The sequence below is a fragment of the Thermobifida halotolerans genome, assembly GCF_003574835.2.
GTDB classification, from domain to species: domain Bacteria; phylum Actinomycetota; class Actinomycetes; order Streptosporangiales; family Streptosporangiaceae; genus Thermobifida; species Thermobifida halotolerans.
In genome coordinates, this window is the sequence record NZ_CP063196.1 from 4,638,753 (window position 1) to 4,651,396 (window position 12,644).

The 12,644-nt window shown below is 71.1% G+C and carries 12 protein-coding genes; 6 read left to right on the forward strand and 6 right to left on the reverse strand.

Annotated elements, in window-relative coordinates; translation table 11 throughout:
- Window positions 1–88: 88 nt before the first annotated feature.
- Window positions 89–817, forward strand: coding sequence for a DUF2306 domain-containing protein (locus NI17_RS20725; protein WP_068692681.1), 729 nt, complete (start codon window positions 89–91; stop codon window positions 815–817).
- A 77-nt stretch (window positions 818–894) separates the two neighbouring features.
- Here the strand turns inward: NI17_RS20725 and NI17_RS20730 are convergent, their stop codons facing one another.
- A complete protein-coding gene (locus tag NI17_RS20730; RefSeq protein ID WP_119267989.1) occupies window positions 895–3,243 on the reverse strand; it encodes a Tex family protein in 2,349 nt (782 codons plus the stop codon).
- Between the two features lie 623 nt (window positions 3,244–3,866).
- Here NI17_RS20730 and NI17_RS20735 point away from each other — a divergent pair.
- The gene (locus tag NI17_RS20735) at window positions 3,867–4,751 is read left to right on the forward strand and encodes an NUDIX hydrolase (protein ID WP_068692730.1); all 885 of its coding nucleotides are present in this window, start codon (window positions 3,867–3,869) and stop codon (window positions 4,749–4,751) included.
- 10 nt (window positions 4,752–4,761) lie between these two features.
- Here NI17_RS20735 and NI17_RS20740 read toward each other — a convergent pair whose 3' ends face one another.
- A complete protein-coding gene (locus NI17_RS20740; protein WP_068692682.1) occupies window positions 4,762–5,565 on the reverse strand; it encodes a PhzF family phenazine biosynthesis protein in 804 nt (267 codons plus the stop codon).
- A gap of 345 nt (window positions 5,566–5,910) precedes the next feature.
- Here NI17_RS20740 and NI17_RS20745 point away from each other — a divergent pair, with 345 nt between their 5' ends.
- From NI17_RS20745 to NI17_RS20755, 3 genes are all read left to right on the forward strand, one after another.
- Window positions 5,911–6,330 (forward strand): hypothetical protein, encoded by a 420-nt coding sequence (locus NI17_RS20745; RefSeq protein WP_068692683.1) that lies wholly within the window; start codon window positions 5,911–5,913, stop codon window positions 6,328–6,330.
- A gap of 177 nt (window positions 6,331–6,507) precedes the next feature.
- Complete coding sequence (locus NI17_RS20750) at window positions 6,508–7,320, forward strand: DUF2786 domain-containing protein (protein WP_119267995.1); 813 nt, start codon at window positions 6,508–6,510, stop codon at window positions 7,318–7,320.
- A 200-nt stretch (window positions 7,321–7,520) separates the two neighbouring features.
- Complete coding sequence (locus NI17_RS20755) at window positions 7,521–7,946, forward strand: PPOX class F420-dependent oxidoreductase (protein ID WP_068692685.1); 426 nt, start codon at window positions 7,521–7,523, stop codon at window positions 7,944–7,946.
- 74 nt (window positions 7,947–8,020) lie between these two features.
- Here the strand turns inward: NI17_RS20755 and NI17_RS20760 are convergent, their stop codons facing one another.
- The 3 genes from NI17_RS20760 to NI17_RS20770 all read right to left on the reverse strand — a co-directional run bounded on the left by NI17_RS20760 (window position 8,021) and on the right by NI17_RS20770 (window position 10,318).
- Entirely contained in the window at window positions 8,021–9,013 is a 993-nt protein-coding gene (locus NI17_RS20760; RefSeq protein ID WP_068692686.1) for a malate dehydrogenase, read from the reverse strand.
- Window positions 9,014–9,252: 239 nt separating this feature from the next.
- A complete protein-coding gene (locus NI17_RS20765; RefSeq protein WP_068692687.1) occupies window positions 9,253–9,447 on the reverse strand; it encodes a DUF397 domain-containing protein in 195 nt (64 codons plus the stop codon).
- Window positions 9,440–10,318, reverse strand: coding sequence for a helix-turn-helix domain-containing protein (locus NI17_RS20770; RefSeq protein ID WP_068692688.1), 879 nt, complete (start codon window positions 10,316–10,318; stop codon window positions 9,440–9,442). The genes NI17_RS20765 and NI17_RS20770 overlap by 8 nt, the downstream gene beginning before the upstream one ends.
- Before the next feature lie 209 nt (window positions 10,319–10,527).
- On the opposite strand from NI17_RS20770, the gene NI17_RS20775 reads away from it, so the two are divergent.
- Window positions 10,528–10,950 carry a hypothetical protein gene (locus tag NI17_RS20775; protein ID WP_068692731.1) on the forward strand — a complete coding sequence of 141 codons (423 nt, stop codon included), beginning with the start codon at window positions 10,528–10,530 and terminating at the stop codon, window positions 10,948–10,950.
- Between the two features lie 313 nt (window positions 10,951–11,263).
- On the opposite strand, the gene dnaN is transcribed toward NI17_RS20775, so the two are convergent.
- Window positions 11,264–12,403, reverse strand: a complete 1,140-nt coding sequence (gene dnaN, locus NI17_RS20780; protein WP_068692689.1) for a DNA polymerase III subunit beta — start codon at window positions 12,401–12,403, stop codon at window positions 11,264–11,266.
- Window positions 12,404–12,644 lie beyond the last annotated feature (241 nt).

A 12,644-nucleotide genomic window follows, 5' to 3' on the forward strand; every position in this document is an offset into this window, starting at 1 on the left:
ATCGATAACCTCATTATCGATAGTTGCTCTATCGATAGAGGCATTGCCAAATCCGTGCGCGTCGCCGACCACAGGAGCAAGGACAGCCATGGCCACCCCCGACACCCTCACGCCGCCCCGCGATCCCGAACGGCCGCGACGCACCCGTTGGCCCCGGGCTTCGCTGACCGTGGCGGTCACCGCCGTCTCCTGCGTCCTCATCACTCTGGTCTTCGTGCCGACCTACCTGACCCTGGATCCCGACACCAGCAGGATCGAGATCCGCCCCGACTCCGCGCTGCACTTCCCGTTCCTGGTCGTCCACGCGGTGACCGGTGGAGTGGCGCTGCTGTCCGGACCCCCGCAGTTCAGCAGACGCCTGCGTCGACACAGGACATGGCACCGCTGGACCGGCCGCGTCTACCTGTTCGCCGGGGTGCTGCCCTCGGCCCTCACCGGAATCGTCGCGGCCCTGCTGACCCCCAGCGGCCCGGCCTCGATGGCCGCGTTCCTGATGCTCGACGTCCTCTGGATCACCACGGCCCTGGCCGCCTACCACGCCGCCCGCACCCGCCGATTCGCCGCCCACCGGGAGTGGATGCTGCGCAACTTCGCCCTCACCTTCTCCGCGGTGACCCTGCGACTGTGGCTCGGTGTCCTCATCGCGGTGCAGCTTCCCTGGCTGGAATCCGGCTACAACGGCGACTTCGAGCGGCTCTTCGACACCGCCTACGCCATCACCCACTGGGTGGCGTGGCTGCCCAACCTGCTGCTCATGGAGGTCTACCTCGCCCGCCACGCCGCCCGCGAGGCCCTCACCGCGGCCCGGCAGGGCTGACCGGGGCACACGGGGGCGACTCCCCGAACACCAGCGGGGCGGGCGGCCCTCCACCGAACACCGCCCGCCCCGCGCCGCTACGCCAGGCCCGCGCGGCGCAGCGCCTCCGCCATCGCGCCGGAGGGCTGCTGCTCGGCGCGGCCGCCGCGCTGCCGACGGTCGCCCCCGCTCCGCTGCCCGCCCCGGTCACTCCGGTCGCCCCGGTCACGTCGCTCACCGCCGGAACGTCCGCGCTCCCCGCGCCCGTCGACCTCGTCGTCCAGGCGCAGGGTGAGCGAGATGCGCCTGCGCCGCACGTCCACGTCCAACACCTTGACCCGCACGATGTCACCGGGCTTGACCACGTCACGCGGGTCCTTGACGAAGCTCTTCGCCATCGCCGACACGTGCACCAGACCGTCCTGGTGCACCCCCACGTCCACGAACGCGCCGAACGCCGCCACGTTGGTGACCACGCCCTCCAGCAGCATCCCCGGTTCCAGGTCGGTGATCTTCTCCACGCCCTCCCTGAACGCCGCCGTCCGGAAGGCGGGACGCGGGTCGCGGCCCGGCTTCTCCAGTTCGGCGAGGATGTCGGTGACGGTGGGCAGACCGAACCGCTCGTCCACGAAGCTCTCCGGACGCAGCGCCCGCAGTGTGTCGGTGTCACCGATCAGCGACCGGATGTCCCGGCCGGTCGCGTCGAGGATGCGCCGTACCACCGGATAGGCCTCCGGGTGCACGCTGGAGGAGTCCAACGGGTCGTCGCCGCCCGGAATGCGCAGGAAGCCCGCGCACTGCTCGAACGCCTTCGGACCCAGCCGCGGCACCTCCCTGAGCTGGGAGCGGGCACGGAACGGGCCGTTGGAGTCGCGGTGCGCCACGATGCCCTGCGCCAACCCGGCGCCGATGCCGGAGACCCGGCTGAGCAGCGGCGCGGACGCGGTGTTGACGTCCACACCCACCGCGTTGACGCAGTCCTCCACCACCGCGTCCAGCGAACGGGACAGCTTCACCTCGGACACGTCGTGCTGGTACTGGCCCACACCGATCGATTTCGGGTCGATCTTGACCAGTTCGGCGAGCGGGTCCTGGAGCCGTCGGGCGATCGAGACCGCGCCGCGCAGCGACACGTCCAGGTCGGGCAGCTCCTGGGAGGCGTAGGCCGACGCCGAGTACACCGACGCACCCGCCTCCGACACCATCACCTTGGTGAGCTTCAGCTCCGGGTGGCGTTTGATCAGGTCTCCCGCGAGCCTGTCGGTCTCGCGGGACGCGGTGCCGTTGCCGATCGCGACCAGTTGCACACCGTGTCTGCGGGCGAGCGCGGCCAGCACCGCGACGGACTCGTCCCAGCGGTTGCGCGGCTCGTGCGGGTAGATCGTCGCGGTGTCCACGACCTTGCCGGTGCCGTCCGCCACGGCGACCTTCACCCCGGTGCGCAGCCCCGGGTCCAGACCGATGGTGGGGCGGGTCCCGGCGGGCGCGGCCAGCAGCAGGTCGCGCAGGTTGGCGGCGAAGACCCGCACCGCCTCGTCCTCGGCGGCCTGCCACAGGCGGGTCCGCAGGTCGATGTCCAGCCGCACCAGGATTCGGGTGCGCCACGCCCAGCGGACCGTGTCCAGCAGCCAGCGGTCGCCCGGACGGCCCCGGTCGGCGATCCCGAAGCGCTGGGCGATGCGGACCTCGTAGCCGCTGCGGACCGTCGGGTCCTCAGGAGCCTCCCCGGGGTCCAGGGTGAGGTCGAGGATCTCCTCCTTCTCCCCCCGAAACAGCGCCAGCACCCGGTGGGAGGGCAGCGTGGCGAAGGACTCGGCGAACTCGAAGTAGTCGGCGAACTTCGCGCCCGCCTCCTCCCTGCCCTCGCGCACCCGCGACACCAGGCGGCCTCGCGACCACATGCGTTCCCGCAGCTCACCAATCAGGTCGGCGTCCTCGGTGAAGCGCTCCACCAGGATGGCTCGGGCGCCCTCCAACGCGGCGGCGGCGTCGGCCACCCCCCTGTCCGCGTCGACGTAGGAGGCGGCCTCGGCCTGCGGGTCCAGGGCCGGGTCGCCGCTCAGCGCGTCGGCCAGCGGCTCCAGTCCGGCCTCGCGCGCGATCTGCGCCTTGGTGCGCCGCTTGGGCTTGTAGGGCAGGTAGACGTCCTCCAGGCGCGCCTTGGAGTCGGCGGCCATGATCTTGGCTTCCAGTTCGGCGTCGAGCTTGCCCTGGGCCTTGACCGAATCGAGGATGGCCGCGCGGCGCTCCTCCAACTCCCGCAGATAGCGCAGGCGCTCCTCGAGCGCCCGCAACTGGGCGTCGTCGAGCATCTCGGTGGCTTCCTTGCGGTACCGCGCGATGAACGGCACCGTCGCTCCGCCGTCGAGCAGTTCGACCGCGGCCCGCACCTGACGCTCGTGTACCCCGAGTTCCTCGGCGATCCGCTGGTGAATAGACGTCGTCACAATCTGATCCGCTTTCTCCCTGAGGTGAGACAGGTGGCATTGTGCCGTCTGGGCACGGCCGCCGCGACCCGCGCGGGGGAAATTCGAGCCCCCGGGGGCCGGGATTTCCCGGAGGTCCGAATCCCGCACCGCCGTGCGGGGGGCGCAGGTCGGTGCGGGCCGCCCCTGTTCTCCGGAACGCCGACGGGTCCGCGGCGGAAGGTCTAAAATTCCGGTGTGGCCCACCATGGTGGCGCCGACGGGCCGAGCGCCACGGACCTCCTTCCCCAAGGTCCACCGGCGTGAGCCCCCGGCACAGGCGGGATCATCGGGGCCCTGCCGCTCACATCCCGGCAGCCGGGCGGTCTGGAGCAGTTCCGCCCGGGGCCCCGGTGCCGCCCGAAGCGCGGTGCGGACCGACCGCTCTCCCGCACCGCCACCGAAGCCGACCGCGGCCCCGGCGACCGGCCCGGGCCCGCTGAGCGTCGGCAGCCGGGGCGCCGCCCGGCGACCGCCTGCGGGGATGCTCCGCGCGTTCCACGAATTTTGTTGAACTCCGGCTGTGGAAGCTTTGACCAGGCATGCTGGGTTATGCGACGTGGGGCCCACGAGGGGTGCCCAACGGGGCGACGCTGGAGGTCTGGATGTTCACAGGGGACGGAGACGGCTGGGTGACGTTGGCTGACGGCTCCCAGCGGTGGGGGCTGCACGGGGCGTCGGGACTGCTGCTGCACAGCGTCGACGAGTCCGGGATCGGCCATGTGCTGCTACAGCATCGCGCTCCGTGGACCCACCAGGGCGACACCTGGGGACTGCCCGGCGGGGCGCGCAACAGCGGCGAGTCGTCGGTCGAGGCGGCGCTGCGCGAGTTCGCCGAGGAGGTCGCGGGCGAACTGGGCGCGCTGTCGCTGTTCGGCATCCACCGCCAGGACTACCAGGTGTGGGCGTTCGACACCGTGCTGGCGAACATCCCCGAACGGCGTCCCTTCTCCCCCGGAAACCCCGAGAGCCAGAACATCCGCTGGGTTCCGGTGCACGAGGTGCCGTCGATGCCGCTCATCCCCGCGTTCGGACGGGTCTGGCCCGAGGTCGCGGCGGCCCTGTCGGAGCGGCTGCTGCTGATCGTGGACGCCACCGCACCGGTACGGCGCCCGGAGTCGGTCGAGCCGCTGCGCGACGGTCTGGCCGAGCTGGCACGGACCGGCATCACCGACGACGCGCTGCCGCCGGAGCTGTCCCTGTCCCCGCTGCACCAGCGTTTCCCCAGCGTGCTGCTGCTGGTGGACGCCCGTGCCCGCGTCACCGCGCCGATGCCCGCACCGGGGGTGGAAGTGGTACCGGTCTTCGAGGACAGCGCCGACGCGGTCACCCGGCTGGCCCGCCGGTACGCCGCGCGGGCGTGCGCGGTGGTCGCCACCGACGACCCCGACGCGCGGACGCGGTCGGCGGCCGCGGGCGCCCACCCGGTCCCCGCCTCCTGGGCGCGCGACCTCGCGGCGGCGGCGCTGCGGATGGAACTCTCGGGCTGAACGGAGTTGCTCAGACGCGCAGCGTCCCCTCGCTGACGGTGACCGCGGTTCCGCCGATGCGCACCCGGCCGGGGGTGTCGGCGGGTAGTTCCACGACGAGGCGGCCGCCGCGCGCCGAGCACTGCACCGCCTCCAGTCGGGTGCGGCCCAGCCGGTCCGCCCAGTAGGGGGCGAGCGCGGTGTGGGCGCTGCCCGTCACCGGATCCTCGGGGACCCCGACCGCGGGCCCGAAGAACCGCGACACGAAGTCGTGGGAGCCTCCCGGAGCGGCGGGAGCGGTCGTGACCACCCCGCGCACGGTGTGCCGGGCGACCGCGGCCAGGTCGGGGGTGAGCGCACGCACGGCCGCCTCGTCGGGGTAGACCACGAAGTGGTCGCCCACGTCACTGAAACCCGCCCACACCGGGGCGCCGCCGAGCGCCGCCAGCAACTCCTCGGAGACCTGCCGCCCGTGGGGCGGGTTGGCGGGAAAGTCCAGCCACAGCAGGCCGTCGTGCGCGGTGACGGTGAGCACTCCGCTGTGGGTGGTGAAACGGAACGGGCCCGCCGCACCGGTTTCGGTGAGCACGTGCGCGGTGGCGAGGGTGGCGTGCCCGCACAGGTCGACCTCGGTCTTCGGGGTGAACCAGCGCAGTTCGTAGTCAGCGTCGGCCGTGGCCACGGGACGGGCGAAGGCGGTCTCGGACAGGTTGAACTCGGCGGCCACCCGCTGCGCCCAGGTGTCGTCGTAGGGCTCGTCCAGGACGAGAACCGCGGCGGGGTTGCCGCGGAAGGGCTGGTCGGTGAAGGCGTCCACCACGTGGAAACGGTTCATGCGACCCAAGAGTAAGGGGGACGCGGCGGCCGTCCTCGGGAGACGCCGGAGCCGAGGCCGCCGACCGGAGCACACGGGCGGCGCTCCCGGCCTTCCTCCGAACGGCCGTCACCGGAGGTGTGGAACTCGGTCCAGCCCGGCAGGACGGGGCGGTGAGGCCGAGGCGGCGCATCGGGCACTTTCCCGGCTGCCGGTTCGTTGAGGTGGGTGGATGACCCCGGTGCGGAAGTCAGGGGGAAGTCAGGGACGGAGCCCGATGTACCCCGGGTGTTTTCGGGGCATGGTGGAAGAAGAGGATGTCCGGGCCGTACCGTCCGGACCGCTCACTACGGACTTGGAGCAGACATGACGCTGGAGCGCGGCAACGCATTCACTCCCGTCGCCTCGGCGACGCTGATCTGGCCGTGGCGCAGCTCCGTGGTCGCGGGCGGCGTGACCGGGGCGCTTTCCCTTCTGATGAGCCTGGGTGAGGGAGTGTTCTCCGCACTGGGCAGCGGCTTCGGCACCGCGGTCTTCTTCTTCGCCCTGGTGGGCGGCGCGGTCGGCCTCCTCGGCGGCAAGGGCGACCCGCGGGCCCGCCGGTACGCGGCCCAGTACCCGTGGCGCTTCGCCGCGGCCCCCGCCCTCCTGGGCGGCGCCGGCGTGGCGCTGGGCGGCCTGCTCAGCGACGGGCTGTTCCTGGGAATCCTGGGCGGCGCCGCCAGCGCGGCGGTCATCTGGGTCATCCTGGGGATCGTCGGCATGGTGGTGGGCAGCAGGAAGTAGTCTCTGAACAACGCTTGACCCACCATCCAGGTGGTCGGCGACGGCCACGAACGCACTCACCGCTCCGGGGGACGCACGCCCCGGAGCGGTTTTTGACCGCCACCCGACGGGGGAACGGAGCTTGTGCCTATGGCGTCTGACACACGGGGACGCACCGGGGGAGACGCCCGGAAGAAGATGATCGAGCGGGTCCGCGGGCTCCTGCGCATGGCGGAGGACCCCGCGGTCACCGACGCCGAGAGCCAGGCGTTCACCGCCAAGGCCGCCGAGCTGATGACCCGCCACGCGATCGCGGAGGCCGAGGCGCGGGCGCAGCGCGGCGAGGGCGTCGAGGAGGTCACCCGACTGGACTTCCCGGTCTCCGGTGTCGGCGGGCACGGCAAGGCCCGGGTCAAGGCTCTGGCGGCGATCGCTTCGGCCTACGGCTGCCAGTCGGCGGTGCGCGGCAACACCTCGGCCAACACCGAGCGGACGCTGATCATCGTGGGCACGGTCACCGCGCTCGACTCGCTGCGGGTGCTGCTGCCGTCCATCAGCATGCAGATGGAGTCGTCGGCCCGGTTCTCCGCGCGCGAGCACGTGGCGAACCTGCGGGAGCTGCGCAACTACGACCGGTCGACACTGACCACCGAGCGCAACCGGTTCTACCGGTCGTTCATCCGCGCCTACGGGGCCGCGGTCGCCGAACGCATCCGCGAGTTCCGCGCCAGGCTGGCCGAGAACGCCGGGGGCGGCGTGAACGGGGACGGCTCGGAGGAGGAGACCCCCACCACCGGCGCGGAGCTGGTGCTGCGCACCGACGTCGACCGCGTCCAGGAGGAGTTCGAGCGCCGTTTCCCGAAACTGCGCCCCACCCGTCCCGAGCGCACCCACCACCGGGCCGGGTACCGCGCGGGCTACCTGCGTGGACGCAACGCCGAACTGGGTATGGGGACCGCTGTGGGAGGGGGCGGCGCGAACCCGCTGCCCGGGCACGCGGAGGCGGACTGACCCGGCGGATTCGGGGCCCGTGGCGTATTCCTTCCCTTTCCGCGAGACCGGAAACGGTCATCCCCAGTTGCTCAAAAGCTGTGGATAAACCTGTGGAAATCTGTGGATAACTTGGTCCACAACGGTGCGGCCGATGGTGGCGGAACCCGAAACCGGGAAGGGGAGCACCGATGACGCGCCTGCTCAGGAGGGGGGAGAGGATGCCCAGAACCGCGCTTCTCCAGGAATTCCGAAACCACCGGATCGCGCTGCTCACCACCTATCTGGACGGTGGCATGACCCCGGTGCACACCCCGGTGAGCATCGCCCTGGACGGCGACCGGCTGCTGTTCCGGGTGGGCAAGAATTCCGGCACGGCCGCCAGAATGGCCGAATACCCCCTCGTTGACCTGCGTACCTGCACACTTCGCGGGGAGCCCACCGGCAGTCCGGTGCGCGGCCGGGTCCGACCACTCAGGGACGGCGAGGCCCGCGAGGCCGCGCGGCTGCTGGCCCGCCGCAACCCCATGGTGCAGCGCTGGGCGATGCCGCTGTCCTACCGGATGCTGCGCTACGAACCGGTCCACTACGAACTGCGGCTGGTGGTGGACGACCCTGTGGAAAGCAGTGAGGGCTGGCCCGACTGACCAGCCCTCGTACCTGTTTTCGGCCCCGCTTTTCGGACACCCGTCCGCAACGGGCGGTCCGGCAGGGTCGCGGCCTACTTGATCAGACCGAGCTTGCGGACGGCGTCGCGCTCCTCCTCCAGTTCACGCACCGAGGCGTCGATGCGCTCGCGGGAGAACTCGTTGATCTCCAGGCCCTGGACGATCTCCCAGGAGCCGTTGCGGGAGACGGCCGGGAACGAGGAGATCAGACCTTCGGGCACGCCGTAGGAGCCGTCGGAGGGCAGCGCCACCGAGGTCCAGTCGCCCTCGGGGGTGCCGTTCACCCAGTCGTGGACGTGGTCGATCGCGGCGTTGGCGGCGGAGGCGGCCGAGGACGCGCCCCGGGCCTCGATGATCGCGGCGCCGCGCTTGGCGACGGTGGGGATGAAGGTGTCGCGCAGCCACGCCTCGTCGTTGACGGCCTCGGCGGCGTTGCGCCCGTCGACCTCGGCGTGGAAGATGTCCGGGTACTGGGTGGCGGAGTGGTTGCCCCAGATGGTCAGCTTCTTGATGTCGTTGACGGTGACGCCGAGCTTGCCCGCGAGTTGCGACAGCGCGCGGTTGTGGTCGAGCCGGGTCATCGCGGTGAAGCGCTCGGCCGGGACGTCGGGGGCGTGCGCCTGGGCGATCAGGGCGTTGGTGTTGGCGGGGTTGCCCACCACGAGGACGCGCACGTCGTCGGCCGCGCCCGCGTTGATGGCCTCACCCTGCGGGCCGAAGATGCCGCCGTTGGCCTCCAGCAGGTCGCCGCGCTCCATGCCCTTGGTGCGGGGGCGGGCGCCGACCAGCAGGGCCACGTTGACGCCGTCGAACGCCTGACGGGCGTCGTCGAAGATGTCGATCCCGGCCAGCAGCGGGAACGCGCAGTCGTCGAGCTCCATCGCGGTGCCCTCAGCCGCCTTGACCGCCTGCGGGATCTCCAGCAGACGCAGCTTGACGGGGGTGTCCGCGCCGAGGAGCTGGCCCGAGGCGATCCGGAACAGCAGCGCGTAGCCGATCTGTCCGGCCGCGCCGGTGACGGTGACGTTGACTGGGGCCTTGGCCATGGCTTGTCTTCTCCTGGTCGCTCAGAAGGTGTGCGGGAGCGGCGCCACGCCGGTGGGCGCCGAACGCCGAGAACCCGCCCGAATCGTGTTGCGACCAGTCTGTCAACCGGCGTCCCGGAGGCTGTGTAGCACCCCCTGTTTGCGTTCCCTGTGTCGCCCTGACCCGCGATGATCTCGACAGGAGCAGCCCGTTTTCTGTGCTTGGACGCCCCTGGGGTCAGGATCATCGAGGGTTCCGGTCACAGGGACCCGGTTTTGAGGCCGGTGAGGAACGCTCGCCACTCGGCGACGGGGAAGGTGAGGTGCCCCAGTTCGGGGTGCGCGGAGTCCCGGACAGCGGTGAACCCGGGGACGGCGGCGACCTCGACGCAGTTCTGCGTGATCGACCCGCTGTAGCTGGACTTGCGAAAGACCGGACGAGGTGTCTCAGGCATGACGTCTTTCCTGTAGGGAGGCCAGCAGGTTCCGGATGAGTTCCCGGGAGGCGTCGGCGGACAGGGCCTGGTCCCGCAGATAGTCGTAGATACGGCGATAGCGGCTGATCTCCTCGGGCTTGTCCAGGTAGATCTCCTCCGCCAACGCTTCCAGGTAGACCACCGGCTGGTTCGGCGGTGAGAAGTCCATGATGACGAGCTGCCCGGTCATGGCGGTGTACGGCCCTCTGGTCAGGGGAAGCACCCGGATGTCGACGGCGGGCCGGGCACCGATCTCCAGTAGGTGGTCGAGCTGGGCGGACAGTTCGGGAGTGACGCGCAGCAGAGCGGCCTCGTCGATGACGGCCTGGTAGTCGGGTGGGGTGCTCTGCGAGAGAACCTGCTTGCGCAGCATCCGGGCCTGGACCCGACGGTCGAGGTCCGCCGCGTCGCTGATCAGCTCGTTGTCACTCATGAGGGCGCGGGCGTAGTCCTCGGTCTGCAACAGGCCGGGCACCGCCGCCGACTCGAAGGTGCGGATGCGGGACGCCTCGGCCTCCAGCCCCACGAACTCGCCCGAGCCCAGCACGTCGCCGAAGGCGGCCCACCAGCCCTTCTGCGTGGCCTCCCGGACGAGGGTGAGGTAGGCGGTGCGCTCGTCCGGGCCGGTGATCCCGTAGATGTCGAGCAGGACGTTGATGTCTTCGGCGCGCACCCGCTTCCAGACGCCGCTCTCCAACCGGTTCAGTTTGGACTCCGACCAGCCGCGTTCCCGACCGGACCGCTCCTTGGCCTGGTCGGCCACCCACTTGGCCGTGAGTCCCCGCTTCTCGCGCGCTTCGCGCAGCAGCGAGGAGAGGCGTCGGCGTCGAAGAGTGGGACTGCTGGCCACGTCCTGTGCGCTCCTCGTGTCACAGCGGATCTGCTGTCCAGATCCTACGGCGATCTTCGGGGAACCAGACATTTCGCTCATCTTCCACTATATTTCTGCGTTGTCACTGATAGATGGGAGCTTACTTTGGAAATGCGGCTTGCAAATTAGCGTGGACGCGGTGAACATGGAAGTGACCAATGTTCGGCCCCTTCCCCGGGAGTGTGCTGATGAAGCTTGTCCGTGCCCTGGTTCCGCTGGTGGCGGCGTTGCCGCTGCTGCTGGCCCGTCTCTGGTCGCCCACCGCCTGCCGGGAGGGCGAGACCGGTCCCGCCCCCGCGCCTCCGGCCCGTTCCCGGCCTCGGGTGCCGCGCCCCCGCCCGTACGTGCCGGTTCCGGCGGCCACCCTGACGCAGGAGCGGGCAGCGGACTTCGCCCGCGTCGCCCAGCGGCACGCCCCGCTGTGGGCGCTGGCCTACGACCCCGTCCAAACGGTGGTGTTCACCGCCCGGCACCGGGTGCTGGCCGACCTGGTCGTGGGCTCAAGCGACCTGGATGCGTTGGACTTCGCGCTGACCGAGTTCACCCCGCCCGGCTACGCCCGCGCCTACCTCACCCGAGCGGAGCAGGCCCGCACCGGGGCAGGGGTGTGAGCGCGGTGGTGGAACTGTCCCCCGAGGAGGCGCGCATCCTGCGCGAGTTGGCCGACGACCCGGTTTCGGGCACCCAGCAGCACACCTTCTGGCTGGACCAGCCTCGACCTGCTGGCCCACATCGACCAGTGGCTCGGTGAGACCTGCCCGCGCGGGCATCCGGTCACAAGAGCCCCTGCCTGCGCCCCGAGGACCACGCCGGGGACTGCGCCGACCTGCACGACCGCACCTGGACCGCTTCCGTGCCTGCCCCAGGCAGGAGGAGGGGCGGATGGCCGCGTTCCCGACCGCCGGGCATGACCGCGGCTGACCCCTACGACACCCGCAGCGGCATCACCAGGTAGCGGAAGTCGGGCTTCTCCCCCTCTTCGGCCGGGGTGCCGGTGATGACCGCCGGTTTGGTGGGGGCGATGAAGTTGAGCAGCGCCGTCTCCGACTGCACCCCGGTCAGGCCGTCGAGGAAGTACTGCGGGTTGAAGGCGATGCGCATCGGCTCGCCCTCGAACTTGACGTCCAGCGCCTCCAGTGCCTGGGCGTCGTCGCCCGACCCCGCCTCCAGCACCACCTCGGACTGGCTGAAGGACAGCCGCAGCGGGGTGCTGCGGTCGGCGACCAGGGCGACCCGCTTGACCGACTCGACCAGGGAGGCCACCGGGACCTCGGCGCGGGCGGCGAAGTCGTCGGGGAAGCGCTGCTCGTACTTGATGAAGTCGCTGTCGATGAGGCGGGTGGTGGTGCGCTTCCCGGCGTGCTCGAAGCCGATCATGCCCTCACCGGTTGCCGGACCGCCGACCGTGGACAGCGCGATGTCGACGTTGCCGCCGGACAGCGCCCGGCCGACCTCGCCGAGGGTGCGGGCCGGGACCAGGGCGGAGGTGTCGAGGTCGGGCACCTGCGACTGCCACCACATCTCGCGCACCGCGATGCGGTAGCGGTCGGTGGCCGCGAGGACGACGGCGTCGGCGGAGAAGGTCAGGTTGACGCCGGTGAGCATGGGCAGCGTGTCGTCGCGGCTGGTCGACGGCAGGACCTGGCGCACCGCCGCCGCGAACACGTCGGCGGGCGCCGAACCGGTGGTCCGCGGCATGGGCGGCAGCGTGGGGTAGTCCTCCAACGGCAGGGTGAGCAGCGTGAACCTGGCGCTGCCGCAGACGAGGAGGGCGCGTGAGCCCTCGACGCGCAACTCGACCGGGTGCGGCGGCAGGTTGCGGACGATCTCGGCGAGCAGCCGCCCCGACACCAGGACACTGCCGGGCTCCTCGACCTGGACGTCCACGGACGCGCGGGCGGAGACCTCGTAGTCGAAACCGGACAGGTGCAGGGTGCTGGAGGCGGCGTCGGCGATGTCGAGGCGCATCCCGGCGAGCACCGGTACGGCGGGGCGTGCGGGCAGCGCCCGCGCCGTCCAGGTGATGGCGTCCGCGAAGGCGTCGCGGTCGGCTCGGAATCTCACTAGGGCCTCCCTGTGCGTCCGGAGTTCCGGAGTTGCCAAGACCCTACCCAGGGGGTACGACAATCCGAGGCAGGACCGCCCACAGCGTGTGGACGAACCTCTCAGTGGGGTTCCCGCAGCTCACGCCGTGCCGGAGGCGCGCGAGACCCTCAGCGGTACAGCCGGAGGGTCCACGCCACGGTCAGGGGCGGCATCAACTTTCACAGGTTGATTGCGCAATCATCTTGATCAAGCACAAGTC

Excerpts from the sequence above, each read along its gene's own strand:
- NI17_RS20740 (WP_068692682.1), bottom strand. The coding sequence starts at position 5,565 with ATGAACCGTTTCCACGTGGTGGACGCCTTCACCGACCAGCCCTTCCGC.
- NI17_RS20725 (WP_068692681.1), top strand. The coding sequence starts at position 89 with ATGGCCACCCCCGACACCCTCACGCCGCCCCGCGATCCCGAACGGCCG.
- NI17_RS20745 (WP_068692683.1), top strand. The coding sequence starts at position 5,911 with ATGACGCTGGAGCGCGGCAACGCATTCACTCCCGTCGCCTCGGCGACG.
- NI17_RS20775 (WP_068692731.1), top strand. The coding sequence starts at position 10,528 with ATGAAGCTTGTCCGTGCCCTGGTTCCGCTGGTGGCGGCGTTGCCGCTG.
- NI17_RS20735 (WP_068692730.1), top strand. The coding sequence starts at position 3,867 with ATGTTCACAGGGGACGGAGACGGCTGGGTGACGTTGGCTGACGGCTCC.
- NI17_RS20765 (WP_068692687.1), bottom strand. The coding sequence starts at position 9,447 with ATGCCTGAGACACCTCGTCCGGTCTTTCGCAAGTCCAGCTACAGCGGG.
- NI17_RS20750 (WP_119267995.1), top strand. The coding sequence starts at position 6,508 with ATGATCGAGCGGGTCCGCGGGCTCCTGCGCATGGCGGAGGACCCCGCG.
- NI17_RS20760 (WP_068692686.1), bottom strand. The coding sequence starts at position 9,013 with ATGGCCAAGGCCCCAGTCAACGTCACCGTCACCGGCGCGGCCGGACAG.
- NI17_RS20755 (WP_068692685.1), top strand. The coding sequence starts at position 7,521 with ATGCCCAGAACCGCGCTTCTCCAGGAATTCCGAAACCACCGGATCGCG.